Genomic DNA, 25,680 nt, shown 5'->3' on the forward strand with positions numbered 1-25,680 from the left:
TAAGGTTGCGGAGCCCGCACCTGATCCATGGCGCGGCCGGATCTGGAGCGGGACCACACGATGGGGACGGAACGACGCAAGGGCGATCGTGTCACGTTTGAGCGCGGCATAGCAGCGCACATGATGGGCATCGACGGCACCTGGCGGCGCGACTGCACCATGGAAGACGTGTCGGAGACGGGCGCCAAGCTCTCCGTCGACGGCTCGGTCGAGGGCCTGAACCTGAAGGAGTTCTTTCTGCTGCTGTCGTCCACAGGATTGGCCTATCGCCGCTGCGAGCTGGCATGGGTCAATGGCGACCAGATCGGCGTCAACTTTCTCAAACAAGGCGACAAGAAGAAGAAAACCGCCAGACGCGGCACGCAAGCTGCCGACGTCTAGGCCAGGGTCGTCATTGCCGTCTTACGGCCGTCATGTCTCGTGACTATGGCGTCTGATTGATGTGCTTGCCGAATCGCCGTGATATGATCGGCGCATGAGAGATGATGACCGAGAATATCCGCAAGATGCCCGTCACTCCCCATAAAGCCATGGTGCTCGCTGCGGGCCTCGGCGTGCGCATGCGCCCCCTGACCAACACGATGCCGAAGCCGCTGGTCAGCGTCGCCGGCCAGCCGCTGCTCGACCATGTGCTCGACAAGCTCTCCGGCGCCGGCGTCAGCGAAGCGGTCGTGAACGTGCACTATTTGCCCGACCAGATCATCGAGCACGTCAAGCCCCGCAGCCGTCCGCGCGTGATCATCTCCGACGAGCGCGACCAGGTGCTCGGCACCGGCGGCGCGGTGGTGAAGGCGCTGCCGCTGCTCGGCGATGCGCCGTTCTATCATCTGAACGCGGACACGATGTGGATCGACGGCGTGCGCTCCAATCTGGCGCGGCTCGCGGAAACCTTCGATCCCGCGCGGATGGATATCCTGCTGCTGATGGCGCCGACCGCTACGAGCATCGGCTATGGCGGGCGCGGCGACTATTCGATGTTGCCGGATGGCGCGTTGCGCAAGCGGCGCGAGCACCAGGTGGTGCCGTTCGTCTATGCCGGCGCCGCGATCATGTCGCCTGCGCTGTTCGCCGACGCGCCGGCCGGCGAGTTCTCGCTGACCAAGATGTTCGACCGCGCCAACGAGCAGGAGCGGCTGTTCGGCCTGCGCCTCGACGGCGTCTGGATGCATGTCGGCACTCCGGACGCGATCCAGGCTGCGGAAGAAGCTTACCTGGAAAGCGTCGCGTAGGCGGCGCCTTCGTCAGCCATCGGCGTCGATCGCGAGCACCGCGAAGCTCGCAAGCCAGTGTTCACCCATATAGTCGCTGGCGATATGCGGCAGGCCGGCGTCGAGATGCCGGCGCGCGGCATCCTGCAGGATCGGACGGCGCGCATCGGCCGCCGGCAACGCACCGGCCAGCGCCCGCCAGCACCATGCGCGGCTGAGATTGAGCCCGTCGAGATGTGCCAGCTTGCCATCCGAGCGATCGGTGACCGTGGCGGGCCGGAACAGGGTTGCGGGTTCGCGCAGCTCGAGCCGCGGCAGGAAGCGGTCGAACCAGGGCAGGAAGTCACCCGGTGCCAGCAGCCGGCGCATGCACTCCGCTTCGATCAGCGCGGACGACTGGAAGTCATCACCGCTCGGCTCACCCCAGGCGGGGCAGTCCTGATCGGCGCCGTACCAGCGCAGCGCTGTGTCGCGCAACAGCGCACTGAGCGCATCGTCCTGTGTCACCGCGGCGTAGTCGGCTGCCATGCGCAGTCCGAACGCGGTGTTGAAATGGGTGCCGACCCGCACCGGATAGGTGGCGAGCGGCAGGAAATCGCGGTAGCGCTGCGCGAAGATCTCGGCGAGCGGAGCGATCCGATCGCGCCAGTTGGTGTTCTCGACGAGCGAGAGCTCTGCGGCGAGCTTCAACAGCCAGCCCCAGCCGTAAGGCCGCTTGAAGCCGCGCGCGGTCGGGGCGGCGAGATAGCTGCATTCGGCCGCGATCTTCTCCGCAACGAACTGCGCGTCGAACAGCGCGCGGATATCGTCCGCCGCCTCGGATGAGGGATAGCGGCGCAGCAACCGGGCAAGCATCCAGTAGCTGTGGACGCAGGAATGCCAGTCGTAGCTGCCGAAGAACACCGGATGCAGCTCGCGCGGCGTGCGCGCATCCTGCGGCCCCGCCAGCACGTGATCGGGCTTGTTCGGATATTCGCGCGTGACATGGCCGAGCGCGATGCGCGCGAAACGGACGGCGAGGTCTTCGGTCAGGATCGTCGCGCTCATGGTGAGGCATTCTCCTTGCGCTCGCGGCGAACAAGCATCTCGATCAGCCGCGGCGTCATATAGATCGGAAACTGCGTGGCGGCGAAGAACAACGCCGTCATCGGCGACACCGCAGCGCCCATCGCCGACCAGACCAGTCCGACATTGCGGTTGCCGAGAACGAGGCCGCTGGTCAGCCGTGCAGCCAGATTGCCCGGCGTGAGCAGCGCGCCACACAATTGCAGGGCAAGATTGCAGGCGAAGGCAAGGCCGACGCAGGTGAACGCGGCGGCCGGTTGCGCTTCGATCTGAGCACGCACCCCGGCCATGGTGGCGATCGCGAACAGCAGCAGCGAGGCCAGCACGAGCGCGTCGATGATGCGCGCATGCTGCACCAATCGTGCAGCGGCCTGACGGCGCAACAGCAACGCCAACGCGCCGGCGCCGCCAACCAGGAGGGCCAGCCGCGTCGCAAGCGCCAGCGGATCGAGCGCGAGACCGGCAAATCCCGCGGCGATCAGCGGCACGGTAACCGGCGCCAGCGCCATCGACAGCAGCGTCACGGCAAGCGGAATGGTCGCATCGAAGCCGAGCATGCGCGCGACGGCCGCCGTGCCGCTCGACGGTGGCGCACACACCGACAGCACCAATGCGACGATCAGCTCGGGTCGAAAGCCGGCGCCGCGCGCGGCAAGGCCGACTGCAAGCGGGCTCGCCAGCATGGCCAGCGCCGGCAACAGCAGCCAGACCAGCGGCCGCCGCAACGCGCGCCGGAACGCCGTGCCGTCGACCTGGAGGAAGGTGCCTAGCACCAGAACGAAGATCGCCGCCGCCATCAGCGGGCGGGCGCCGTCCGCCAAGGCGGGGAAAGCCAATCCTGCCAGCACGCCGATGATCAGCAGTGTCGGCCCGCTTGGCACCAGCCTCGCAAATCTCGCCAAATTCCTGGGTCCCGTCGTCATGTCCGACCAACGAGCATAAGCCGGGGCAAATCATTGTTGAAATCGATTATTCTTATAAGCATTATTGCTACGATGAATTTATCCGCCGTCGATCTCAACCTGCTGGTCGCCTTCGAAGCGCTGATGGAGGAGCGCCACGTCACCCGGGCGGCCGAGCGCATCGGGCTCGCCCAGCCGTCCATGAGCAGCGCGTTGCGAAGGCTGCGTGCGCTGTTTGCGGACGAACTGTTCCTGCGTGCCGGCGCGGGCATGCAGCCGACCGAAAAGGCGCTGGCGCTGGCCGGGCCGATCGGCGACGCGCTGCGGCAAATCCGGAGCGCGCTGGTGCCCGATCAGGGCTTCGATCCGGCGATCGCGCGACGGCGCATCACCATCGCCGCGACCGACTACGGCGATCTCGTCGTGGTGCCGGAATTGACCCGGCTGCTGCGCATCGAAGCGCCCGGCATTGACCTTGCGGTGCGCCCGCTCACCGATGCGACGGTGGCGCTGGCGAAGCTGGAGCGCGGCGAGCTCGATGCCCTGATCGGCGGGCACCTGCCGGACTCGCCGCGCTGTGTCCGGCACCGGCTGTTCGAGGAACGCTTCGTCTGCGTCCGCGATGCACGCGCGAACCGATCGGAGCGCCTGGATCTGAAAGATTACGCGACCCTGCCGCACGCGCTGTTCTCGGCGGCCGGCGGCGACGGCCTGCCGAGCGTGATCGACGCGCTGCTGGTGCGCCATGGACTGAAGCGACGGGTGGCGGTGACGCTTGCGCATGTGGTGGCCGTTCCGTTCGCCGTGGCCGGCACCGATCTCATCGCCACGATGGCCGAGCGCGTCGCCCGGCGCTTCACGCATCTGGCCGACATTGCCGTCGTCGCACCGCCGATCGACATCCCCGCCTTCGCGATCGACCTGATCCATACGAGCCGCGCTGCCCGGGATCCGGCGCTGCGCTGGTTCCTGGATGCCGCCGATCGCTGCGCCGGCCGATTGCGATATTGAGCGGTGACGGTTCTCCGTCAGGGGTGGCTAACGACGGCCGCCGCTCCCTATATTGGCGCCGGATTCGAATCAGGCAGCCCATGCGCGTCTTCAGTGTTCCCGTTTCTGCGCCGTTCCTGCGCGCCGTCATCTCGGCGCTGGTCGATGGCCGGCTGGTCGCGGGATTCGAGGCGCAGAGCGATCCGGCAAGGCTCGCCAACGCCACGCTGTATCTGCCGACCCGCCGTGCCGGGCGGCTGGCGCGGGAAATCTTCCTCGATGTGCTCGAGTCGGACGCCGCCGTGCTGCCGCGCATCGTCGCGCTTGGCGACATCGATGAGGACGAACTCGCCTTCGCCGACCAAAGCGAGGACGTCGGCGGCGCCGCGCCGCTGGAGATTCCGCCAAGGCTGGGCGAGCTCGAGCGCCGGCTGACGCTGGCGCATCTGGTCGCCGCCTGGGCGAAGACGCCGGTATCGGCGCCGCTGGTGGTCGGCGGGCCGGCCTCGACGCTGCAACTCGCCGGCGATCTGGCGCGGCTGATGGACGACATGGTGACGCGCCGCGTCGACTGGCGCGCGCTCGACCGCCTGGTGCCGGACCAGCTCGACAAATACTGGCAGCACTCGCTCGACTTCCTGCGCATCGCGCGCGACGCCTGGCCCAGCTACCTCAAGGAGATCGGCCGGATCGAACCCGCCGCGCGCCGCGATCTGCTGATCGAGGCGGAGGCGGCGCGGCTGACCGCGCACCACGCGGGCCCGGTGATCGCGGCCGGTTCGACCGGCTCGATGCCGGCGACGGCGAAATTCCTGCACGCGGTGGCGAAGCTGCCGAACGGTGCCGTGGTGCTGCCCGGGCTCGACACCGATCTCGACGAGGACTCCTGGGACACGATCGGCGGCGACCGCGGCGACGACGGCAGGTTCGTAACGCCGCCCTCGTCGAACCATCCGCAATTCGCGATGCACGCCTTGCTCGACCGCTTCGGCATCAAGCGCCGCGACGTCGAGAGCCTTGCCGAGCCGGCGCCGCTCGGCCGCGAGGTGCTGGTGTCGGAGACGATGCGTCCCTCGACCGCGACCGCGCAGTGGCACGACCGGCTGGAACGGCCGGAGATCGTGGCGCGGATTTCCGCCGGGATGACCAACCTCACCGTGGTCGAGGCGCCCAATCCGGAAATGGAGGCGCTGGCGATCGCGGTTGCGATGCGCGAGGCGCGGCATCTCGGCAAATCGGCCGCGCTGGTGACGCCGGATCGCGCGCTGGCGCGCCGCGTGATGGCGTCGCTGACGCGCTGGAAGCTCGAGTTCGACGATTCCGGCGGCGATGCGCTGATCGAGACGCCGGCCGGCGTGTTCGCCCGCCTGACCGCGGAGGCGGCGGCCAAGGGGCTGGAGCCGCCGACGCTGCTCGCGCTGCTCAAGCATCCGCTGTTCCGGCTCGGCGGTTCGCGCGGCGCGCTGCGGCGCGCGATCGAGGTACTGGAGATCGCGCTGCTCCGCGGCACGCGGCCGCAAGCCGGGACCGGCGGCCTCGCCCGCGACTTCGCGCGCTTCCGCGCCGAGCTGGTCAAACTGCACGGCGGCGAGACCTCGTCGCTGCACGCCATGGAGCCGCGCGCCCGGCTGCGTGACAACGAGCTCAACCGGGCGCAGGACCTGATCGCCAGATTGCAGGCGGCGCTGGCGCCGCTCGAAGGCATGGCGTCGTCAAAACCCCATGATTTCGCGGAGCTGGCCGCGCGCCACCGCGAGGCCCTGATCGCGCTGTCCGGCGACCAGAACGGCGTTGCCGTCGTGTTCGAGGAGCGCGCCGGTGCGTCGCTGGCGTCTGCGTTCGACGAGCTGCTCGCCAAGCAGCAGCCGAGCGGGCTGATGACGCCGCTCGCCGATTATCCCGAGGTGTTCCAGACCGCGTTCGCCGACCGCATGGTGCGGCGGCCGGAATCGGCGCGCGCGCAGCTCAACATCTTCGGCCAGCTCGAAGCACGTCTCACCGAATCCGATCGCGTCATCCTCGGCGGCCTGGTCGAGGGCGTCTGGCCGCCGGCGCCGCGGATCGATCCGTGGCTGAGCCGGCCGATGCGGCATGAGCTCGGGCTCGATCTTCCCGAGCGCCGCATCGGGCTTTCCGCGCACGACTTTGCGCAGCTGCTCGGCCATCACGAGGTGATCCTCACCCACGCCGCAAAGGTCGGCGGCGCGCCGGCGGTCGCCTCGCGCTTCCTGCACCGGCTCGAAGCGGTCGCGGGCGAGGCGCGCTGGAAGGCCGCGACATCGGCCGGCAAAACTTACGTGAAATATGCCGCCGAGCTCGACCGGCCCGACAAGGTCGAGCCGATCCCGCAGCCGGAGCCGCGGCCGCCGCGCGAGGCACGTCCGCTGAAGATGTCTGTCACCGCGATCGAGGACTGGCTGCGCGATCCCTACACGATCTATGCGCGCTACATCCTGCGGCTCGATCCGCTCGACCCCGTCGACATGCCGTTGTCGGCGGCCGATCGCGGCTCGGCGATCCACGAGGCGCTCGGCGAGTTCACGCAGGTCTATGCCGACGCGCTGCCTGCCAACACCCTGCTCACGTTGCGCGAGATCGGGGCCAAATATTTTGCGCCGCTGATGGAGCGGCCCGAGGCGCGAGCGCTGTGGTGGCCGCGCTTCCAGCGCATCGCAACATGGTTTGCCGAATGGGAGCAGGCCCGGCGCGGCCAGATCGAGGCCATCAAGGCCGAGATCCGCGGCGAGATCGGCATCCCGCTCGACGATGCCAGGACCTTCACGCTCTCGGCGCGCGCCGACCGCATCGAGCGGCGCGATGACGGCAGCTTTGCGATCCTCGACTACAAGACCGGCCAGCCGCCGACCGGCAAGCAGGTGCGCATGGGCCTGTCGCCGCAGCTCACCCTGGAAGCCGCGATCCTGCGCGAGGGCGGCTTTGTCGACATCCCGGCCGACTCCTCGGTCGGCGACCTCGTCTATGTCAGGCTGAGCGGCAACAATCCGCCGGGAGAGCAGCGTTCGCTGGAGCTGAAGATCAAGACCAACGACACGCCGCAGCCGCCCGATGAGGCCGCCGACAGCGCGCGGCGCAAGCTCGAGGCCCTGATCCGCGCCTTCGACGACGAGCAGCAGGCCTACACCTCGCTGAACCTCTCGATGTGGGCGAACCGCTACGGCGCCTATGACGACCTCGCACGCATCAAGGAATGGTCCGCCGCCGGCGGCCTGGGGATCGAGGAATGGTGAAGGCGCCCCGTCCGATTCCGCCCGCCGTGCGCGACGCGCAGGCGCGCGCGTCCGATCCGAAAGCGTCGACCTTCGTGTCGGCCAACGCCGGCTCGGGCAAGACCCATGTGCTGGTGCAGCGCGTCATCCGCCTGCTGCTGTCGGGAGTGCCGCCGGAAAAGATCCTCTGCATCACCTTCACCAAGGCGGCTGCCGCGAACATGGCCGAGCGCGTGTTCACGACGCTCGGCCATTGGGTGACGCTCGACGACGCCGGGCTCGACGCCGCGATCCGCGAGGCCGGCATTGCCCATCCTTCCGCCACGTTGCGGCGCGAGGCGCGCAAACTGTTTGCCTGCGCGCTGGAGACCCCCGGCGGCTTGAAGGTGCAGACCATCCACGCGCTGTGCACCCGCCTGCTGCAGCAGTTTCCGTTCGAGGCCAACGTGCCGGCGCGCTTTGCCGTGCTCGACGACCGCGACCAGAACGAGATGATGGAGCGCGCCAATCTCGCGGTGTTCCTCGAAGCCTCGCGGATTCCCGACAGTCCGATCGGCCGCGCGCTGCGGACGGCGATGGCAAATGCCGCCGACGTCACTTTCAAGGAGGTGGTCCGCGAGGCCTGCCTCAGCCGCGACCATTTCATGGCCTGGACCGATGCCGCCGGCAACGCCGCGGCCGCCGCAGCGCAGATGTCGGCCGCGCTCGGCGTCTCCGCCGATGATCGCATCGAGGAGGTCGAGCGCGAGATCGTCGACGGGCCGAACCTGCCGCGCGCGAGCTGGAAGGAGATGGCGACGCTGCTCGATACCAGCAGCAAGGCGGATCAGAAGCAGGCCGAACGGCTGCGGAGCGCGCTGACCTTCACCGGTGCAGCGCAGGTCGACGAATATCTCGGCGTCTTCCTGACCGATGAACGCGCCCCGCGCGCGTCTGTCGTCACCAACAGTTTCATCAAGAAGAATGCGGTCGCGGGCCGTCGGTTCGAGGCGGAGATCGACCGTCTCGGTCCGTTGATCGAGCGCCGCCGCGCCGTGGTCGCGCGCGACCGCACCGAGGCGCTGATCCACATCGCGACCGCGGCCGCCGCGCACTACCGGCGCGAGAAGGTGGAACGCGGCCTGCTCGACTATGACGATCTGATCGACAAGACGCTGGCGATGCTCGACCGCGTCTCGTCGGGCTGGGTGCATTACAAGCTCGACCGCGGCGTCGATCACGTGCTGATCGACGAGGCGCAGGATACGAGCCCGCGGCAATGGGACATCGTCGCGCACATCATCTCGGAATTCACCTCCGGCGCCGGCGCGCGCGACGGCCTGGTGCGCACCGTGTTCGCGGTCGGCGACGAGAAGCAGTCGATCTTCTCGTTCCAGGGCGCGGCGCCGCGCGAATTCGACCTGCGCCGGCGCGAGCTGAAGCGGCGGTTCGAGGAAGCCGGGCTGAAATTCGACCCGGTGTCATTCACCTATTCGTTCCGCTCGGGGCCGGTGATCCTGCATTCGGTCGACCATGTGTTCCGCGAGCAGGAGATCTTCCGCAGCATTCATGCGATCGAGAACGGCTACCCGATCCACAACGCGATGGCCGATGCCGGCCCCAGCCAGATCGAGCTCTGGGATCTCGCCGTGGCCGACGATCGCCAGGATATCGAGGGCTGGCGCGCGCCGTTCGACGGCGTGTCGGTGACCAGCCCCGAGGTGAAACTGGCGCGTCGCATCCAGGCCGAGATCAAGGGCCTCGTTGCCAGCGGCACCATGACCGGCAGCACCGGCGGACGGCGGCCGCTCAGCTACGGCGACATGCTGATCCTGGTGCGGCGGCGCGGCAACGCCTTCGACGCGGTGATCCAGGCGCTGAAGCACGCGGGCATCCCGGTCGCCGGCGCCGACCGGCTGAAGCTGACCGAGCACATCGCGATCATCGACCTGATGAACCTCGCCGATGCGCTGTTGCTGCCGCAGGACGATCTCGCGCTGGCGGTGGCGTTGAAGAGCCCGCTGTTCGGCCTAGACGACGACGATCTATTCAAGCTGGCGTACCAGCGTCGCGGCTCGCTGCGCGAGGCACTGGCCGCGCAGGCACCCACCGATGAGCAATTTTCGGCCGCGCTGCGCCGTCTCGAACAATGCGAGCGCCGCTTCACCCAGGAGACGCCGTTCGCGTTCTACGCCTGGCTGCTCGGCGGCGATGGCGGGCGGGCGCGCATCCTGCGCCGGCTCGGCCATGAGGCGAACGACGCGCTCGACGAGTTCCTCGAGCTTGCGCTGAGCTACGAGCGCAAGGCGCCGGCCTCGCTGCAGGGCTTTGTCGCCTGGCTGCGCGCCGCCGACACCGAAGTGAAGCGCGACATGGAGATTTCGCGCGACGAGGTCCGCGTCATGACCGTGCACGGCGCCAAGGGCCTCGAAGCGTCGGTGGTGTTCCTGGTCGACACCACGACCTCGCCGTCGGACACGCAGCGGCTGCGGCTGATCCATCTGCCGCAGGGCAACGCCGCGCCGAACGCGCCCGGCGTCGTGGTGTGGGCCGGCAAGAAGGCCGAGGATCCGCCCGGCGTCGCCGAGGCGCGCAAGGCGATGCTCGGCGACACCGAGGACGAGTATCGCCGCCTGCTCTATGTCGCGATGACCCGCGCCGCCGACCGGCTGATCGTCGGCGGCTGCATGCCCGGCAACATGAACACGGTGCGGAAATCGTCCTGGTACGATCTGATCACCAAGGGGCTCGCCAATTCCGGGCTCAAGCTCGAGGAGCTGGAGACGCCAGGCGGCAAGGTGATGCGCTATTCGCGGCCGGATGACGTCGCCGATCTCACCGGTGCGACTGCGTCGGCGGCCGCGGTGCCGATCGCATTGCCGTCCTGGCTGCGGGCTCCGGCCGTACCGGAAGCATCGGCGGCGAGCATGCTGCGTCCGTCCGATCCGGCTGATGACGACAGCCATCCGATCCGAACCGGCGAATCGGTGCAGCTGCGCGCCCGCGCCCTGCAACGCGGCACGCTGGTGCACCGGCTGCTGCAGTCGCTGCCCGACGTCGCCCTCGAGCGGCGGCGCGCCGCCGCGCTCGGCTACCTCGCGCGCAATGCCGACGGCTGGAACGAACAGGAGCAGGTCGCGCTCGCCGATCAGGTGCTCGGCCTGATCGCCGATCCGCGCTTTGCCGCCGTGTTCGCGCCCGGCAGCCGCGCCGAGGTCTCGATCGTCGGGCGGCTGGAGCGGCCGGGCCAGCCGAAGGCGCTGGTGTCGGGCCAGATCGACCGCCTGGTGGTGACGCCGACCGACGTCCTGATCGTCGATTTCAAGACCAACCACGCTCCGCCCAGGACGGCAGCCGAGGCGCCCAGGGGCTACGTCCGGCAGCTCGCGCTGTACCGCGCGGTGCTCGCCAGGCTTTATCCCCAGCTGCCGGTGCGGGCCGCCCTGCTCTGGACCGAAACGACTGAAATCATGGAGATTTCCGCCCCCGCGCTGGACGCCGCCCTGGCATAAGTTCATGTCGGCGTGAGCAAGCTTGACCCGGCAAGGGGGCGTTCATAGGTTTGACCCATGCTCCCGGGCGCGATTCCCAACCGCGCCCTTTTGTCTCAACCGAACGAGGTACTCACATGGCCGTTGGCAAGGTTTCTGACGCCGATTTCGAAGCCGAAGTGCTCAAGGCGACCGGGCCGGTGGTCGTCGACTTCTGGGCCGAGTGGTGCGGCCCCTGCCGCATGATCGCGCCCGCTCTCGATGAGATTTCCGGCGCGATGGGCGACAAGGTCAAGATCGTGAAGCTCAACGTCGACGAGAGCCCGAAGACGGCGTCGAAGTATGGCGTGATGTCGATCCCGACCCTGATGATCTTCAAGGGCGGCGAGATGGCGTCCCGTCAGGTCGGCGCCGCGCCGAAGGCCAAGCTGCAGCAGTGGATCACCGCTGCGGTCTGATCCCGCTTCTTCTGATTAATAAATTCGTGCACGGCCGGCGGATTCGCCGGCCGTTTGCGTTGGGACCGTGTGTGTTGCGTTTGAAGGTCCCGGCACTTGCCCTCCCCGCGTCAAAAGCCCGCTTCCAGGTCCACGCCGCTCGTTGCGATGGAGGCGCGCTCGGTCGATGCCATCCCGCGCGGGAAGGAGTGGCAGTACGAACCCAAGTGGGACGGCTTCCGCTGCCTGCTGAAACGCGAAGGCCGCAAAGTCGACCTGCGCTCGAAATCCGGCGAAGATCTCGGCCGCTATTTCCCGGAGCTGGTCGCCGCGGCGCTGAGCGTGAAGGCAACGTCATTCGTGCTCGACGGCGAGATCGTGGTGCCGCACGGCCGAACGTTCTCCTTTGACGATCTCCTGCAGCGCATCCACCCTGCCGCCAGCCGGGTGACGCGGCTGGCACAGGAAACGCCCGCCTTGTTTCTGACGTTCGATCTCTTGGCCGCGCCAACCATGAAGAAGCTTTCCGGCCAGCCTTTGAGCAAACGACGACCGCAGCTCGAGGCGTTCGCCAGGTCGCAATTGAAATCCAATTCCAGCTTTCGGCTGTCTCCCGCGACGACAAGCTACGCGCTTGCCGGGAAATGGCTGGCGCGATCCGGCGGCGGCTTCGACGGCGTGATCGCCAAGCGCCTGGACCTGCCCTATCAGGCCGGCAATCGCGACGGCATGCAGAAGATCAAAAGGTTCAGGAGCGCCGACTGTGTGGTCGGCGGCTTTCGCTACGCCACCAACAGGATCGGCGACCGCCAAGTGGTCGGCTCGCTGCTGCTCGGCCTCTATGACGACGATGGCTTGTTGCATCATGTCGGCTTCACCTCCGCAATCAGGCAACAGGACAAGGCGGCGCTCACCGACCGTCTCGAGCCGTTGATTGCAAAGCCCGGCTTTACCGGGAATGCGCCGGGCGGCCCGAGCCGGTGGTCGACCGAGCGCTCGGCGCAATGGTGTCCGCTGAAGCCGAAGCTCGTGATCGAGGTCTGCTACGACCATTTCAGTGGCGATCGTTTCCGCCACGGCACCTCGATCCTGCGCTGGCGTCCGGACAAGGCGCCGAAGCAATGCTCGTTCGAGCAACTGAAGCAGAAGGCGGCCGACCCGATGAAGCTGTTGAGGGGATAACGGCACTGCCGTTGCGGTGCAGCGAATAGGAACCCGGACAGGCAGTCGATGTTGAGGGATCAAATGGCCCTCAGGAGGGACCCATGTCGAACCCCAGATCAACCGCGCAGGTCGCGGGACATCCTATCCATCCGATGCTTATTCCATTTCCAGTCGTATGCTTTGTTTTGACCTTCGTTGCCGATCTCGCTTTCTGGAAGACGGGCACTGACTTCTGGGCCAGCGCCTCGCTCTGGCTGCTTGGCATCGGCTTGATCATGGCCGCGCTCGCCGCCATCGCCGGCGTGATCGATCTCCTCGGAGACGATCAGGTCCGCAATCTTTCCGATGCATGGCAGCACGCCGGCGGCAATGTCATCGCGGTGCTGATCGCGCTCTACAACTGGTATTTGCGCTTCGAGCACGGCGCATCCGCCATCGTGCCGACCGGTCTCGCGCTATCGTTCATCGTGGTCCTGATCCTGCTGTTCACCGGCTGGAAGGGCTGGGAGATGGTCTATCGCGAGCATGTCGGCGTCTCGGATGAGGCGCATATCCATTAGGCAAGTCAGCGAATCCATCCCGTCGCCAGCGCCGAGGCGAGTTCGGCCTGGCCGTGCTGCCGCGCCAGCGCCGCCATTGCTGCGTGGTCGTAGGGGATGTGGCGGAAGGTGACATCCCAGCCACCATCGACCTGTTCGAGGATCGCATAGCGCGCATCGGGCGAACCGGCCTCGACGACATGCGGATGCGGCTTGCCGGCGCGATAGCCGGGCGAGCCGACGCTGCCGGGATTGACGATCAGCCGGCCGTCGCGAAGTCGCATGGCGCGCGCGGTATGCGTGTGTGCGCAGAGGATCAGCGATTGCGGCACGCCGGCCGCTCTCGCCTCGATCGCTTCCAGCGGGGACATGCAGACTTCGCCGCCCGGCAGCACCGTCTCGAGCCAGTAGGTCTCGTCATTCTGGGGCGTTGCATGACAGAGGAAAACTTCGTCGCGATAGATCGAATTCGCCGGCAGCGTGCGCAGCCAGTCGAGATGCCGCGGCTCGAGCTGGGTATAGGTCAGCCGCTCCCAGGAGCCCATTTTCTCATGCGGGCGGTCGATCAGGTAGCGGTCGTGATTGCCGAGCAGATGGACCGCATCGAGCGCCATCAGCGTATCGATGGTGGGCCGGGCGTCGAGCGGCCCGCTCACCATGTCGCCGAGGTCGACGATGTCGGAAATGCCCTGCGCGCGGATGTCCGACAGTACGGCTTCGAGCGCGAGATGGTTGCCGTGGATGTCGGCGATCGCAGCAAAACGCATGATGCTCGTCCTCCCTCATGCGCACCGCATCCGGGACGCGTCACCTGTCATGCAGGAGGCGTGCCGTTGGCCGCAAGCACGGGACCGGCCAGATACAGCGAGCCCGTGATCAGGATCCGCGGCGGCACCTCATAGGCCAGCGCAGCAAGCCGCCGCAAGGCGGCGGCGACGCCATCAGCGATCTCGACCCGCATGCCGAGAGCTCGCGCGGCGTCCGCCAGTCTGTCCGGCGCCATGCCGTTGTCGCGGCCGGGCACCGGGACCGCGATGATGTGGCGGGTCAGTCCGGCGAAATTGGCGAGGAATGCGTCGGCATCCTTGTTGGCCATCATCCCGACGATCACCACCAGCGGCCGCGACACGCGCTCCTCCAGATCGCCGAGCGCAGCCGCCGCGACGCGGCCGCCCTCGGCATTGTGTCCGCCGTCGAGCCAGACCTCGGAGCCCTGCGGCCCCTGTCCGACGAGAGTGCCGGAAACCAGTCGCTGCATTCGCGCCGGCCATTCCGCATTGACGATGCCGGCTTCAAAGGCCGCGATGTTGAGCTTGAATGCGTCGATCGCGCGCAGGGTCGCGATCGCAAGGCCCGCATTGTCGAACTGGTGCCGGCCGAACAGTTTCGGCGCGGCGAGATCCAGCAGGCCGCGCTCGTCCTGATAGACCAGCCGGCCGCGCTCGACGCCGACATGCCATTGCTGGCCGGCCGCATGCAGCGGCGCGCGCATGCGGTTCGCCTGCGCCTCGATCACGGCCATCGCATCCGGCGCCTGCTCGGCACACACCACCGGCACCTTGCGATTGATGATCGCGGCCTTCTCGCCGGCGATCGCCATCAGATTGTCGCCGAGGAATTCCATGTGGTCCATGCTCACCGGTGCGATCACCGAGGCGAGCGGCGCCTCGACCACATTGGTCGAATCGAGCCGGCCGCCGAGCCCGACTTCGAGCAATGCGACGTCGGCCGGATGCTTGGCGAACAGGCAGAACGCCACCGCCGTTTCCATCTCGAAGATGGTGATGGGACTATCGGCGTTGATGCGCTCGCAGTGCTCGAACGTCTCGCGCAGCTCTTCGTCGCCGACCAGCTTGCCGCCGCCGACGGCGCCCAGCCGGTAGCATTCGTTGATCCGCACCAGATAGGGCGAGGTGAAGACGTGCACGCGCAGGCCGGCGGCTTCGAGAATCGCGCGCAGATAGGCGATGGTCGAGCCCTTGCCGTTGGTGCCGGCGACATGGATCACCGGCGGCAGCTTGCGCTCGGGATGATCGAGCCGCTCCATCAGGCCGCGCATGCGATCGAGGCTGAGATCGATGCGCTTGGGATGCAGCGCCGATATCCGCGCGATCAACGCCTCAAACGAGGCTTGCGATGGGACGGCGCTCGCGGTCACGCGTGCGGCGCGGCCGGCACCGTCTCCGGCGCCGTGACGATCTGGGCCGGCTCGATGACCGCGGCCGTGGGCTTCGATGCGGATTCGAGCGCCGGCGCCTTGGTCAGCAGGCGGCACAGCCGCGCCAGCGTGGCCTTCATCTCGTGGCGGTGCACCACCATGTCGACCATGCCATGCTCGCGCAGATATTCGGCGCGCTGAAAGCCGTCCGGCAGCTTTTCGCGGATGGTCTGCTCGATCACGCGCGCGCCGGCAAAGCCGATCAGCGCACCGGGCTCGGCGATCTGGATGTCGCCGAGCATCGCATAGGACGCGGTGACACCGCCGGTGGTCGGATTGGTCAGCACCACGATGTAGGGCTGGCGCGCCTCGCGCAGCATCTGCACGCCGACGGTGGTGCGCGGCATCTGCATCAGCGACAAGATGCCTTCCTGCATCCGCGCGCCGCCGGATGCGGCGAACACGATGAAGGGCGACTTCTTCTCGACCGCGAGTTCGAGCCCGCGCACCATGGCTTCACCGGCGGCCATGCCGAGCGAGCCGCCCATGAAATCGAAATCCTGCACGGCGACCACGACGCCGGCACCTTCTAACTTGCCGTAGCCGACCTTGATCGCGTCGTTCAGCCCGGTCTTGGTGCGGGCGTCCTTGATGCGGTCGACATATTTGCGCTCGTCGCGGAATTTCAGCGGATCCGCCGTCACCTCGGGCAGCGCGACGTCGAACCAGGTCTCGTTGTCGAAGATCGACTTCAGGCGCGCCACCGCGCCCATGCGCATGTGGTAGTTCGAGCCGGGGATCACGAACTGGTTGGCCTCGACGTCCTTGTAGAACACGAGCTGCCCGGAATCCGGGCACTTGATCCAGAGGTTTTCCGGCGTCTCGCGCCGCAGGATGTTGCGGATCTTCGGCCGGACGACGTTGGTGAGCCAATTCATGGTTCGCTCCGAAATGCGGATCGGTTCCGCACCAGCTGGATATATGGCGGGCCGGGCGAGCCCGGCAAGCCGCCATCGGCGGCCTTGTTGCCGCAAAATGTGGCTTATTCAGCGGCCTGCTTGGCGCCCCGGACCCCCTGCGCCAGCGCCGACACCAGGTCCGCCACCGCGCTCACGGTCTTCGGCGTCGCACGGCCCTCGGCATCGAGGTTGGCGCGCACCACATCGACGATTGCGGTGCCGACCACCGCGCCGTTGGCGTTCTCGGCGATCGCGCGCGCCGTCTCCGGGGTGCGGATGCCGAAGCCGACGCAGACCGGCAGCTTGGTGTGCCGCTTGATGCGGGCCACGGCTTCCGCGACCACCTTCGAATCGGCCGTCGCGGCGCCGGTGATGCCGGTGATCGAGACGTAATAGACAAAGCCCGAGGTGTTGGCGAGCACCGCCGGCAGCCGCTTGTCGTCGGTGGTCGGCGTCGCCAGCCGGATGAAGTTCAGCCCGGCCTTCATCGCGGGGATGCAGAGCTCGGTATCTTCCTCCGGCGGCAGGTCGACGATGATCAGGCCGTCGACGCCGGCGGTCTTGGCGTCGGCCAGGAAGCGGTCGACGCCGTAGATGTAGATCGGATTATAGTAGCCCATCAGCACGATCGGCGTGGCGTTGTCCTCCTTGCGGAAGTCGCGGACCATCGCCAGCGTCTTGCGCAGCGTCATGCCGCCCTTGAGCGCGCGCAGACCGGCGGCCTGGATCGACGGGCCATCGGCCATCGGGTCGGTGAAGGGCATGCCGATCTCGATGACATCGGCGCCGGCCTTCGGCAGCGCCTTGAGGATGTCGAGCGAGGTCTTGGCGTCGGGATCGCCGGCCATCACGAAGGTGACGAAAGCGGAGCGGCCCTGCTGCTTCAGCTCGGAGAAACGTGCGTCGATACGGGTGGTCACTTCTTCCTCGCCTTCAAGATGTCGCCGACCTGCGGCACGTCCTTGTCGCCGCGGCCCGAGAGGTTGACCACCATCAGGTGATCCTTCGGTCGCTGCGGTGCGAGCTCGGACAGTTTCGCGATGGCGTGCGCCGATTCCAGCGCGGGGATGATGCCCTCGAGCCGCGACAGCAGCTGGAATGCGGCCAGCGCCTCCTCGTCGGTCGCCGAGAGATATTTCACGCGGCCGGTCTCGTGCAGCCAGGCGTGCTCCGGGCCGATGCCGGGATAATCGAGGCCGGCCGAGATCGAATGCGCTTCCTCGATCTGGCCGTCGGCGTCCATCAAGAGATAGGTGCGGTTGCCATGCAGCACGCCGGGACGGCCGCCGGCCAGCGAAGCGGCATGCAGCTGCGTCAGTCCGTGACCGGCAGCCTCGACGCCGAAAATCTCGATCAAGGGATCGTCGAGGAACGGATGGAACAGGCCCATCGCATTGGAGCCGCCGCCGATGCAGGCGATCAGCGAATCCGGCAGGCGGCCCTCGGCCTCCTGCATCTGCTTGCGTGTCTCGTGGCCGATGATCGACTGGAAGTCGCGCACCATCATCGGATAGGGGTGCGGACCCGCCACCGTGCCGATGCAATAGAAGGTGTTGTGCACGTTGGTGACCCAATCGCGCAGCGCGTCGTTCATCGCGTCCTTCAGCGTGCGCGCGCCCGACTGCACCGGGACGACCTTGGCGCCCAGCATCTCCATGCGGATCACGTTCGGCTGCTGCCGCTCGACGTCGACCGCGCCCATATAGACCACGCATTCGAGCCCGAACCGCGCGCACAGCGTCGCCGTCGCCACGCCATGCTGGCCGGCGCCGGTCTCGGCGATGATGCGCTTCTTGCCCATGCGGCGCGCGACCATGATCTGGCCGAGCACATTGTTGACCTTGTGCGAACCGGTGTGGTTGAGCTCCTCGCGCTTCAGATAGATCTTGGCGCCGCCGAGATGCTCGGTGAGCCGCTCGGCGAAATAGAGCGGCGAGGGCCGGCCGACATAATCCTTCAGATAGACATTCATCTCGGCCTGGAACGCCGGATCGGCCTTGGCGTCGGCATAGGCTTTTTCGAGATCGAGGATCAGCGGCATCAGCGTTTCCGCAACGAAGCGTCCGCCGAAAATGCCGAAATGCCCGCGCTCGTCGGGACCGCTGCGGAAGGAATTGGGCAGGTTTGGATTCATCGAACCATCAGTTCTTCTTGCCGGCTTGCGGCGCTGTTTCCGTTCCCTCGCCCCGCTCTTGCGGGGAGAGGGCTGGGGTGAGGGGTTTCTCCAATTGCTCGATCATCGTTGCAGCGCCCCTCACCCGCCCGCGCGTTGCGCGGTCGACCTCTCCCCGTGAACGGGGAGAGGTGAAGAATGCTGGATTGCGCGCGCGGCGCGGATGAAGGCGCGGATCAATTCGGGATCCTTGACACCGGGCGTGCGCTCGACGCCCGACGAGACATCGACGCCGCCGGCGCGCGTGACGCGGACGGCTTCAGTGACGTTGTCGGCGTTGAGCCCGCCGGAGACCATGTAGGGCAGCGCAAGATCGAGATTTTCCAGCACGTGCCAATCGAAGGGCGCGCCGAGGCCACCCGGCCGCGTGGCATCCTTCGGCGCGCGGGCATCGAACAGGATGCGATCGGCGACACCGGCATAACCCGGCAGCGGCGCAAGGTCGGCCGACGTCTCGACCGGCAGCGCCTTCATCAGCGGCAGGCCGAACTTCGCCTTGATGTCGCGCAGCCGCGCCGTGGTCTCCTTGCCATGCAATTGCAGGATATCCGGCCGCAGCGTCTCGACGATGTTTTCCAGGATCGCATCGTCGGCATCGACGGTGAGGGCGACCTTGACGGCGCGGCCCTTGGCGCGGCTGCCAAGCTCGCGCGCGGTCTCGAGGCTGATGTGACGCGGCGACGGCGGAAAGAATACGAACCCCACCATATCGGCACCGCCTTCAAGCGCGACGTCGAGCGTCTCGCGCGTGGACAGGCCGCAGATTTTGACGAGCAGGGGCATGGTCTCGAAACGGGTCTCAAAACGGGTTGTCGGGCGACCGGAACCGGGGTGAACCCTGGTCCGGTGGGGCGGGTTCTACAACGTCGCGCCCTGCTTGTCTCGCCCGGCGGCCCCGTAAAAGCCGAGTTGCGCCGGGGCCGGACGGCGCTGCGCGTCGTCCCGGGAGGCGGCGGCCTTGAGGTCGGCGAGCTCGGCGCGGACATGGCGGGCGTCAGCCTCGTGCTGCCGGGCCGCGCGGCGCCAGCGCCCTTGCTTGAACCAGGTTCCGATGCCGCCCGCGATCACGCCCAGGATCGCGGAGGCGATGATGACGACGAACAACGGCAGCGTGACCGCAACCGTCGGGGTCACCGAATTGAAGGGATCAAACGACACCGTCACCCAGTGACGGTTAGCGACTGCAAAAATGATGAAGATCAGACCGAGCGGAACGACGACCACTGCCGTGAAGAACTTTCGCATGACCATCTCTCGCAGCGATGGAGCAAATGCGGGCATATCGCCCGCAACACGGCAACGCCTGACGTCGCGCCTTAGGCGTCGGCCTTAAGCATCAGCCTTGGGCGCATCGACCTTGGCGGCGCCCGCCTCGGTCACGTCGCGGTTGAGGCGCTCGCGCATTTCCTTGCCGGTCTTGAAGAACGGCACGCTCTTCTGGTCGACCGGCACATGCTCGCCGGTGCGTGGATTGCGGCCGGCGCGCGCCGGGCGGTGCTTCACCGAGAATGCGCCAAAACCGCGCAACTCGACACGGTCGCCACGTGCCAGCGCTGCGACGATTTCATCGAGAATCGCATTCACAATGTTCTCGACATCCCGCTGATAGAGGTGCGGGTTGTGCTCGGCGATACGCTGAACAAGTTCGGATTTGATCATCGAAAGTGGGATCCGGGCTCTTGCGGAAACCCATTTCCGTGAAAATGCCGTGCACTGTCAAGACGCTAAATCGATTTAGGGCGTCGTGAAATCACGTGACAAATAGCCCAATTGGGGCATGCGGCGATTCCCGCAAAGCGGGAATAGCCTGACGAGCACGCCTTTGGCAGCCGATCAGTTGGTTCCAGCCGGGCTCCACAGCGCCAGCATGCCGTCAAGCCCGAACCGGTCGACCGCCTCGGCCACGCCGCCCTGCTCGATCCGCCGCGCGATCGCACCAAGACCGAACGCATCGAGCGTCACGGACGCCGCCGTGCGCAGGAAGGTCAGATCGCCGAACCGCGGATTAAGCTTGTAATTGCGCACCGGCAGGTCGCTTTTGACCTTCTTCTCGGCAACCAGCCAGGCGATCGCGGTCTTCTCGTCCCCCAGCTGATCGACCAGCTTGAGATCGACCGCCTGCCGGCCGGTGAAGACGCGACCGTCCGCGACCTTCTCCAGCAGGTCATCGTCCATGCCGCGCCGTTGCTTCACCAATCCACGGAACCATGCATAGGAGTCCTTGACGAGACCGTCGATCGCGGCACGGGCCTCCGGGCTGGTCGGCTCGAAGCCGTTCGGCGCGGCCTTCAGCGGGGAAGATTTGATCTCCTCCATCTTCACGCCGACAGTCTTGAGCAATTCCGAAACGTTCGGATATTGGAACAGAACGCCGATCGAGCCGACCAGCGAGGTCTGCTGGGCGACGATATGATCGGAGGCGATCGCCGTGATGTAGCCGCCCGAGGCGGCCAATCCCTCGACCACGACGACAAGCGGCTTCTTCGCCTTCAGCTGCATCAGCGAGTCGTAAAGCTGCTCGGAGCCCGCGGTCGTACCGCCGGGCGAATTGATGTGCACGACAACAGCCGCATAGCTCGACTTTCCGAGCCGCTCCAGCGCCTCGACGCGATCCTGGTCGCTGCGGATCAGTCCGTCGATATTGACCCGCGCGATCGTGTTCGACGTCGAAAAGGTGCCGCGCCCGCCGGCGGCGATCACGCCCACGCCGACGATGGCCGCGATCGCAATGACCGCGGCGGCGACGCGCCAAAACGTCAGTTTGCGCCTGATGCGGCGACGATCGACGATCACGTCCGAATCCAGCGACATCCGATCTCTCCAGAAATGGTCAGCGCGCAATCCGCGCGTTTTGCAGTCGCAGCGTCACTATCAGCTTAGCCAAATACATCAATTGCGACGCAATATGAAGAAAACAAGGCCCGGTATTCGGAGGCACTCGTAGCCCGGGTGCACGTGCGCTTCATCCCAGCCGCGCCCTAACCTCCCCTTGAAAAGGGGAGGTCGCTTTGCTCGCCAGAGCAAAGCGGGTGGGGATCAGCTCTCTCCATGAGCAGCATCGCCTGTGGCTGACCCCCATCCCGTCCTTCCACCTTTCAGGTCCTTTCAGGGGGAAGGGGAAGACAAATCCGTAGCCCGGATGAAGCGAAGCGTAATCCGGGAGGCTTCAGCAGCACGGATAGAAAGTCCCGGATTTCGCTTCGCTTCATCCGGGCTACGGATGCCCCAAAGCAAAGGGCCCCGGCTTGCGCCGGGGCCCCGATTGTTCGCCTCAAATCGCGCGAACGCTTACTTGTCGGTGCCGCGGTTCTTCAGCGCGGTGCCGAGGATATCGCCAAGCGTCGCACCCGAATCGGAGGAGCCGTACTGCGCGATGGCTTCCTTCTCTTCGGCGACTTCCAGCGCCTTGATCGAGACCTGCACCTTGCGGGCCTTCTTGTCGAACTGGATGACGCGGGCATCGACCTTCTCGCCGACGGCGAAGCGCTCGGCGCGCTGGTCGTTGCGGTCGCGGGCCAGCTCGGACCGCTTGATGAAGGTGGTGAACTCGGTGCCCGAAATCCGGACCTCGATGCCGCTCTCCTTCACTTCGAGCACTTCGCAGGTCACGACCGCGCCCTTCTTGACGTCGCCCGGCTCGGCGAAGGGGTCGCCTTCGAGCTGCTTGACGCCGAGCGAGATGCGCTCCTTCTCGACATCGACATCGAGCACCACGGCCTTGACCATGTCGCCCTTCTTGAAGTTGTCGATGACCTGCTCGCCCGGAAGCTTCCAGTCGAGGTCGGAGAGGTGGACCATGCCGTCGACATCGCCCTCGAGACCGAGGAACAGACCGAACTCGGTCTTGTTCTTGACCTCACCCTCGACCACCGAACCGACCGGGAACTTCTCGACGAAGACTTCCCAGGGATTGCGCATGGTCTGCTTGAGACCGAGCGAGATGCGGCGCTTGACCGAATCCACTTCCAGCACCTGCACTTCGACTTCCTGCGAGGTCGAAACGATCTTGCCGGGGTGCATGTTCTTCTTGGTCCACGACATCTCGGAGACGTGGATCAGGCCTTCGATGCCCGGCTCGAGCTCGACGAACGCGCCGTAGTCGGTGATGTTGGTGACGCGGCCGGTGAAGCGGGCACCCAGCGGGTACTTGCCTTCGATGCCCTGCCACGGATCATCCAAGAGCTGCTTCATGCCGAGCGAGATGCGGTGCGTCTCGTGGTTGATCTTGATGATCTTGACCTTGACGGTCTGGCCGATGGTCAGCACCTCGGTCGGGTGGTTGACGCGGCGCCAGGCGATATCGGTCACGTGCAGCAGGCCGTCGATGCCGCCGAGATCAACGAACGCACCGTAATCGGTGATGTTCTTGACCACGCCGTCGATCACCTGACCCTCTTCGAGGTTCTGCACCAGCTCCTGGCGCTGCTCGGCGCGGGTCTCTTCGAGAACCGTGCGGCGCGACACCACGATGTTGCCGCGGCGGCGGTCCATCTTGAGGATCTGGAACGGCTGCGAATTGTTCATCAGCGGCGCAACGTCGCGGATCGGACGAATGTCGACCTGCGAGCGCGGCAGGAAGGCCACCGCACCGTCGAGGTCGACCGTGAAGCCGCCCTTGACCTGGTTGAAGATGACGCCGTTGACCTTTTCGTTGTTCTGGAACGCCTTCTCGAGCTTGCCCCAGCTTTCCTCGCGGCGCGCCTTGTCGCGCGACAGCACGGCTTCGCCCAGCGCATTCTCGATACGGTCGAGGAACACCTCGACTTCGTCACCGACCTTGAGATCGCTTTCACGGCCGGGGCCGGCGAACTCACGCAGCGCAACGCGACCTTCGGTCTTCAGGCCGACGTCGATGACGGCCATGTCCTTCTCAATTGCAACCACCTTGCCCTTGATGACCGAGCTTTCCTGCAAATTGCCGCCGGCAAAGGACTCATCAAGCATCGCCGCGAAGTCATCGCGGGTGGGAGTATAGGAAGACGCAGAATTCGAAACCATTTGTTCTCCAGATGCGGGATCTCGCCGGCCGTTCGGGTTGATGGGCGCACCGTGCGTGAAGTGTCGGGGTTCCGCAAACCCTGACGACCGCTCATTGCAGGAGGTGCAACAGCGGGCCGGCAGCAAGACTGCACGTTCGGTACGTATGATTGATCCGGAGCCTGAAACGAAAATATCGACTGCAAGACCTGGGAGCGGGCGTTCCTCCAGATGCGGCGTTGGTTTCGTTTGAGATTGGTTCAAACCCATCGCCGGCCCGCTCAGACACGGCCTCGACATCGTCGATGCTGCTCCGAACGGCGCTGATATAGCCCTGCATGCGACTTTCGGCAAGCAGGAAATGCCCCATTTTGCTGGGTTTTCGGGCCGAGAGCGACGCGACGGCCCGCGATTCTAGCGCCTGGCGCGCGCGGCCTCGACGATGGCGATGGCGGCACGCACGCCGGCCTCGATATCGAGGTTCGAATTGTCCAGCGTGTGGGCGTCCGGAGCCGGCCGCAAGGGTGCAATCGCCCGGTTCTTGTCTCGCTCGTCGCGCTTGAGGATGTCGGCGAGCACCGCCTCTTCGTCGGCGTCCTCGCCGCGGGCGCGCGCCTCCAGCGTGCGCCGCCGTGCCCGCACGCGGGGGTCGGCGACCACGAAGATCTTCACGTCGGCATCCGGGCAGATCACGGTGCCGATATCGCGTCCGTCCAGCACCGCACCGGGCGGATCGGCGGCAAACTGGCGCTGGAAGTTCACCAGCACCTCACGAACCTGCGGAATCGCCGACACCACGGAGGCGGCATCGCCGACCTTCTGGGTCTTCAGGATCGGATTGCCGAACTTTTCGGGGTCGAGCTCGAGCGCCGCGGCCACGGCCAGCACCTCGTTGCTGAGCTCGGCACCAGCTTGAATCATCGCATAGGCCACCGCACGGTAGATCACGCCGGTGTCGAGATGACGATAGCCGTAGTGGTGGGCGAGCCGCTTGCCAAGCGTGCCCTTGCCCGAGGCGGCGGGTCCGTCGATGGCGATGATCATGCGAAATCAGCTCCGAGCGCGCGCATCATCGGGATGAAATCCGGAAAACTGGTGGCGATGAAGGCGGTATCGTCGATTTTCACCGGCCGATCGGAGGCGCAGCCCATCACCAGCGCCGACATCGCGATGCGATGATCCATATGGGTGGCAACGAGGCCGCCGCCTGGAACATGGCCGCGGCCCTCGACGATCAGATCGTCGCCGGAGACCTCGACCTTGACGCCGTTGACCCGCAGCATGTCGGCGGTGGCTTCAAGGCGGTCGGATTCCTTGACGCGCAGCTCCTGCAGGCCGCGCATGATCGTGGTGCCCTCGGCGAAGGCGGCCGCGACCGCCAGCACCAGATACTCGTCGATCATCGACGGCGCGCGCTCCGGCGGCACTTCGACACCCTTCAGCTTCGAGGCGCGCACACGCAGCTGCGCCATCGGCTCGCCGGCATCGCCGCGCACATCGCTCTCCTCGATCGAGGCGCCCATCTCGCGCAGCGTGGTGAACAGGCCGGTGCGCAGCGGATTGGTCATCACGTCTGAGAACACGACATCGGACCCTTCGACGATCAGTGCGGCCACGATCGGGAATGACGCGGAGGACGGATCGGCGGGCACCACGACGTTGGCGCCGTGCAGCTCGGGCTCGCCGTGCAGCGAGATTCGCCTGCCGTGGCTGCCTTCCTGCTCGGAGGATATCTCGGCGCCGAAATGCTTCAGCATCAGCTCGGTGTGGTCGCGGCTTGCCTCCTGCTCGATCACCGTCGTGATGCCGGGCGCGGAGAGCCCCGCCAGCAACACCGCGGACTTGATCTGGGCCGAGGCGACCGGCGTCTTGTAGACGATCGGCACCGGATAGCGGGCGCCGTGCAGGGTGAGCGGCAGCCGGCCGCCCTCCCTTATGTCGCTGGTTCGGGCGCCCATCAGCTCCAGCGGGTCGAGGATGCGGCGCATCGGCCGCGAGCGCAGCGAGGCGTCGCCGTCGAAAATGGCGGCGATCGGGCAACCGGCCACCGCGCCCATCACCAGCCGGCAGCCGGTGCCGGAGTTGCCGAAATCGAGCGGCGCGGCAGGCTGGGCGAAGCCGCCGACCCCGACGCCGGACACCGACCAGGTAAACGGCGCCGACCGCTCCACTTTGGCGCCGAGCGCGCGCATGGATTTGGCGGTATTGAGGACGTCCTCGCCCTCCAGGAGGCCGGAAATGCGGGTTTCGCCGACCGAAAGCGCCCCCAGGATCAGGGCGCGGTGGGAAATCGATTTGTCGCCGGGAACGCGGACCGTGCCGGCCAGGGGGCCGCACGCGCGCGAGTCCAGCGAGGTCGGGGTGTCAGAATGGGCCAAGATTGTGTCCTCTCGCGTCGCGGCAGGTATCAC

At 66.6% G+C, this 25,680-nt stretch carries 22 protein-coding genes; 8 read left to right on the forward strand and 14 right to left on the reverse strand.

The features are described 5' to 3' along the window. The first annotated feature begins 60 nt into the window (after positions 1 to 60). Both ACZBJS_RS07610 and ACZBJS_RS07615 read left to right on the forward strand, forming a co-directional pair. Entirely contained in the window at positions 61 to 381 is a 321-nt protein-coding gene (locus ACZBJS_RS07610) for a PilZ domain-containing protein (RefSeq protein WP_028337556.1), read from the forward strand. Between the two features lie 125 nt (positions 382 to 506). Beyond that, positions 507 to 1,229 (forward strand): nucleotidyltransferase family protein, encoded by a 723-nt coding sequence (locus ACZBJS_RS07615; RefSeq protein ID WP_316398523.1) that lies wholly within the window; start codon positions 507 to 509, stop codon positions 1,227 to 1,229. A gap of 12 nt (positions 1,230 to 1,241) precedes the next feature. Here ACZBJS_RS07615 and ACZBJS_RS07620 read toward each other — a convergent pair whose 3' ends face one another. After that, positions 1,242 to 2,255 carry a DUF2891 domain-containing protein gene (locus ACZBJS_RS07620; protein WP_229192687.1) on the reverse strand — a complete coding sequence of 338 codons (1,014 nt, stop codon included), beginning with the start codon at positions 2,253 to 2,255 and terminating at the stop codon, positions 1,242 to 1,244. Beyond that, positions 2,252 to 3,175: a hypothetical protein gene (locus ACZBJS_RS07625; protein ID WP_316398518.1), complete on the reverse strand. Its 924-nt coding sequence runs from the start codon at positions 3,173 to 3,175 to the stop codon at positions 2,252 to 2,254. The genes ACZBJS_RS07620 and ACZBJS_RS07625 overlap by 4 nt, the downstream gene beginning before the upstream one ends. Positions 3,176 to 3,268: 93 nt before the next feature. Between ACZBJS_RS07625 and ACZBJS_RS07630 the strand changes: the two genes are divergently transcribed. The 6 genes from ACZBJS_RS07630 to ACZBJS_RS07655 all read left to right on the forward strand — a co-directional run bounded on the left by ACZBJS_RS07630 (position 3,269) and on the right by ACZBJS_RS07655 (position 13,023). After that, positions 3,269 to 4,186 carry a LysR family transcriptional regulator gene (locus ACZBJS_RS07630; protein ID WP_316398517.1) on the forward strand — a complete coding sequence of 306 codons (918 nt, stop codon included), beginning with the start codon at positions 3,269 to 3,271 and terminating at the stop codon, positions 4,184 to 4,186. 80 nt (positions 4,187 to 4,266) lie between these two features. Next, the gene (gene addB, locus ACZBJS_RS07635) at positions 4,267 to 7,413 is read left to right on the forward strand and encodes a double-strand break repair protein AddB (protein WP_316398516.1); all 3,147 of its coding nucleotides are present in this window, start codon (positions 4,267 to 4,269) and stop codon (positions 7,411 to 7,413) included. Beyond that, entirely contained in the window at positions 7,407 to 10,883 is a 3,477-nt protein-coding gene (gene addA, locus ACZBJS_RS07640) for a double-strand break repair helicase AddA (RefSeq protein ID WP_316398515.1), read from the forward strand. Before addB ends, addA begins: the two co-directional genes overlap by 7 nt. A 116-nt stretch (positions 10,884 to 10,999) precedes the next feature. Then, positions 11,000 to 11,320 carry a thioredoxin gene (trxA, locus tag ACZBJS_RS07645; RefSeq protein ID WP_016847387.1) on the forward strand — a complete coding sequence of 107 codons (321 nt, stop codon included), beginning with the start codon at positions 11,000 to 11,002 and terminating at the stop codon, positions 11,318 to 11,320. 96 nt (positions 11,321 to 11,416) lie between these two features. Beyond that, positions 11,417 to 12,481 carry an ATP-dependent DNA ligase gene (locus ACZBJS_RS07650; protein ID WP_316398514.1) on the forward strand — a complete coding sequence of 355 codons (1,065 nt, stop codon included), beginning with the start codon at positions 11,417 to 11,419 and terminating at the stop codon, positions 12,479 to 12,481. 83 nt (positions 12,482 to 12,564) lie between these two features. Further along, the gene (locus tag ACZBJS_RS07655) at positions 12,565 to 13,023 is read left to right on the forward strand and encodes a DUF2231 domain-containing protein (RefSeq protein ID WP_076833804.1); all 459 of its coding nucleotides are present in this window, start codon (positions 12,565 to 12,567) and stop codon (positions 13,021 to 13,023) included. Between the two features lie 5 nt (positions 13,024 to 13,028). Here the strand turns inward: ACZBJS_RS07655 and ACZBJS_RS07660 are convergent, their stop codons facing one another. The 12 genes from ACZBJS_RS07660 to aroA all read right to left on the reverse strand — a co-directional run bounded on the left by ACZBJS_RS07660 (position 13,029) and on the right by aroA (position 25,647). Next, a complete protein-coding gene (locus tag ACZBJS_RS07660; RefSeq protein WP_076833802.1) occupies positions 13,029 to 13,769 on the reverse strand; it encodes a metallophosphoesterase family protein in 741 nt (246 codons plus the stop codon). A 47-nt stretch (positions 13,770 to 13,816) separates the two neighbouring features. Further along, on the reverse strand, positions 13,817 to 15,061 hold the full coding sequence (locus ACZBJS_RS07665) for a bifunctional folylpolyglutamate synthase/dihydrofolate synthase (RefSeq protein WP_463438635.1): 1,245 nt from the start codon (positions 15,059 to 15,061) through the stop codon (positions 13,817 to 13,819). A 95-nt stretch (positions 15,062 to 15,156) separates the two neighbouring features. Next, the gene (accD, locus tag ACZBJS_RS07670; protein ID WP_316398513.1) at positions 15,157 to 16,098 is read right to left on the reverse strand and encodes an acetyl-CoA carboxylase, carboxyltransferase subunit beta; all 942 of its coding nucleotides are present in this window, start codon (positions 16,096 to 16,098) and stop codon (positions 15,157 to 15,159) included. Positions 16,099 to 16,202: 104 nt separating this feature from the next. Then, complete coding sequence (trpA, locus tag ACZBJS_RS07675) at positions 16,203 to 17,039, reverse strand: tryptophan synthase subunit alpha (RefSeq protein ID WP_076833796.1); 837 nt, start codon at positions 17,037 to 17,039, stop codon at positions 16,203 to 16,205. Beyond that, the gene (gene trpB / locus ACZBJS_RS07680) at positions 17,036 to 18,253 is read right to left on the reverse strand and encodes a tryptophan synthase subunit beta (protein WP_057020413.1); all 1,218 of its coding nucleotides are present in this window, start codon (positions 18,251 to 18,253) and stop codon (positions 17,036 to 17,038) included. The genes trpA and trpB overlap by 4 nt, the downstream gene beginning before the upstream one ends. 120 nt (positions 18,254 to 18,373) lie before the next feature. After that, a complete protein-coding gene (locus ACZBJS_RS07685) occupies positions 18,374 to 19,075 on the reverse strand; it encodes a phosphoribosylanthranilate isomerase (protein WP_316398512.1) in 702 nt (233 codons plus the stop codon). A gap of 75 nt (positions 19,076 to 19,150) precedes the next feature. Beyond that, positions 19,151 to 19,537: a LapA family protein gene (locus ACZBJS_RS07690; protein ID WP_253588354.1), complete on the reverse strand. Its 387-nt coding sequence runs from the start codon at positions 19,535 to 19,537 to the stop codon at positions 19,151 to 19,153. Positions 19,538 to 19,621: 84 nt separating this feature from the next. Continuing rightward, entirely contained in the window at positions 19,622 to 19,951 is a 330-nt protein-coding gene (locus ACZBJS_RS07695; protein ID WP_016847379.1) for an integration host factor subunit beta, read from the reverse strand. Positions 19,952 to 20,125: 174 nt separating this feature from the next. Continuing rightward, on the reverse strand, positions 20,126 to 21,103 hold the full coding sequence (sppA, locus tag ACZBJS_RS07700) for a signal peptide peptidase SppA (protein WP_168856666.1): 978 nt from the start codon (positions 21,101 to 21,103) through the stop codon (positions 20,126 to 20,128). Positions 21,104 to 21,580: 477 nt separating this feature from the next. Beyond that, the gene (gene rpsA / locus ACZBJS_RS07705) at positions 21,581 to 23,290 is read right to left on the reverse strand and encodes a 30S ribosomal protein S1 (RefSeq protein ID WP_028337539.1); all 1,710 of its coding nucleotides are present in this window, start codon (positions 23,288 to 23,290) and stop codon (positions 21,581 to 21,583) included. A gap of 393 nt (positions 23,291 to 23,683) precedes the next feature. Next, positions 23,684 to 24,313, reverse strand: coding sequence for a (d)CMP kinase (cmk, locus tag ACZBJS_RS07710; protein ID WP_057020410.1), 630 nt, complete (start codon positions 24,311 to 24,313; stop codon positions 23,684 to 23,686). After that, the gene (aroA, locus tag ACZBJS_RS07715; RefSeq protein ID WP_316398511.1) at positions 24,310 to 25,647 is read right to left on the reverse strand and encodes a 3-phosphoshikimate 1-carboxyvinyltransferase; all 1,338 of its coding nucleotides are present in this window, start codon (positions 25,645 to 25,647) and stop codon (positions 24,310 to 24,312) included. Before aroA ends, cmk begins: the two co-directional genes overlap by 4 nt. Between the last annotated feature and the right edge of the window lie 33 nt (positions 25,648 to 25,680).

The organism is Bradyrhizobium sp. KZN70725, from assembly GCF_055264925.1.

Excerpts from the sequence above, each read along its gene's own strand:
- ACZBJS_RS07665 (WP_463438635.1), bottom strand. The coding sequence starts at position 15,061 with ATGCGCGGCCTGATGGAGCGGCTCGATCATCCCGAGCGCAAGCTGCCG.
- ACZBJS_RS07690 (WP_253588354.1), bottom strand. The coding sequence starts at position 19,537 with ATGCGAAAGTTCTTCACGGCAGTGGTCGTCGTTCCGCTCGGTCTGATC.
- ACZBJS_RS07685 (WP_316398512.1), bottom strand. The coding sequence starts at position 19,075 with ATGCCCCTGCTCGTCAAAATCTGCGGCCTGTCCACGCGCGAGACGCTC.
- ACZBJS_RS07630 (WP_316398517.1), top strand. The coding sequence starts at position 3,269 with ATGAATTTATCCGCCGTCGATCTCAACCTGCTGGTCGCCTTCGAAGCG.
- trpB (WP_057020413.1), bottom strand. The coding sequence starts at position 18,253 with ATGAATCCAAACCTGCCCAATTCCTTCCGCAGCGGTCCCGACGAGCGC.
- cmk (WP_057020410.1), bottom strand. The coding sequence starts at position 24,313 with ATGATCATCGCCATCGACGGACCCGCCGCCTCGGGCAAGGGCACGCTT.
- addA (WP_316398515.1), top strand. The coding sequence starts at position 7,407 with ATGGTGAAGGCGCCCCGTCCGATTCCGCCCGCCGTGCGCGACGCGCAG.
- rpsA (WP_028337539.1), bottom strand. The coding sequence starts at position 23,290 with ATGGTTTCGAATTCTGCGTCTTCCTATACTCCCACCCGCGATGACTTC.
- ACZBJS_RS07660 (WP_076833802.1), bottom strand. The coding sequence starts at position 13,769 with ATGCGTTTTGCTGCGATCGCCGACATCCACGGCAACCATCTCGCGCTC.
- ACZBJS_RS07655 (WP_076833804.1), top strand. The coding sequence starts at position 12,565 with ATGTCGAACCCCAGATCAACCGCGCAGGTCGCGGGACATCCTATCCAT.
- ACZBJS_RS07610 (WP_028337556.1), top strand. The coding sequence starts at position 61 with ATGGGGACGGAACGACGCAAGGGCGATCGTGTCACGTTTGAGCGCGGC.
- sppA (WP_168856666.1), bottom strand. The coding sequence starts at position 21,103 with ATGTCGCTGGATTCGGACGTGATCGTCGATCGTCGCCGCATCAGGCGC.
- accD (WP_316398513.1), bottom strand. The coding sequence starts at position 16,098 with ATGAATTGGCTCACCAACGTCGTCCGGCCGAAGATCCGCAACATCCTG.
- ACZBJS_RS07615 (WP_316398523.1), top strand. The coding sequence starts at position 507 with ATGCCCGTCACTCCCCATAAAGCCATGGTGCTCGCTGCGGGCCTCGGC.
- ACZBJS_RS07695 (WP_016847379.1), bottom strand. The coding sequence starts at position 19,951 with ATGATCAAATCCGAACTTGTTCAGCGTATCGCCGAGCACAACCCGCAC.
- addB (WP_316398516.1), top strand. The coding sequence starts at position 4,267 with ATGCGCGTCTTCAGTGTTCCCGTTTCTGCGCCGTTCCTGCGCGCCGTC.
- ACZBJS_RS07620 (WP_229192687.1), bottom strand. The coding sequence starts at position 2,255 with ATGAGCGCGACGATCCTGACCGAAGACCTCGCCGTCCGTTTCGCGCGC.
- trxA (WP_016847387.1), top strand. The coding sequence starts at position 11,000 with ATGGCCGTTGGCAAGGTTTCTGACGCCGATTTCGAAGCCGAAGTGCTC.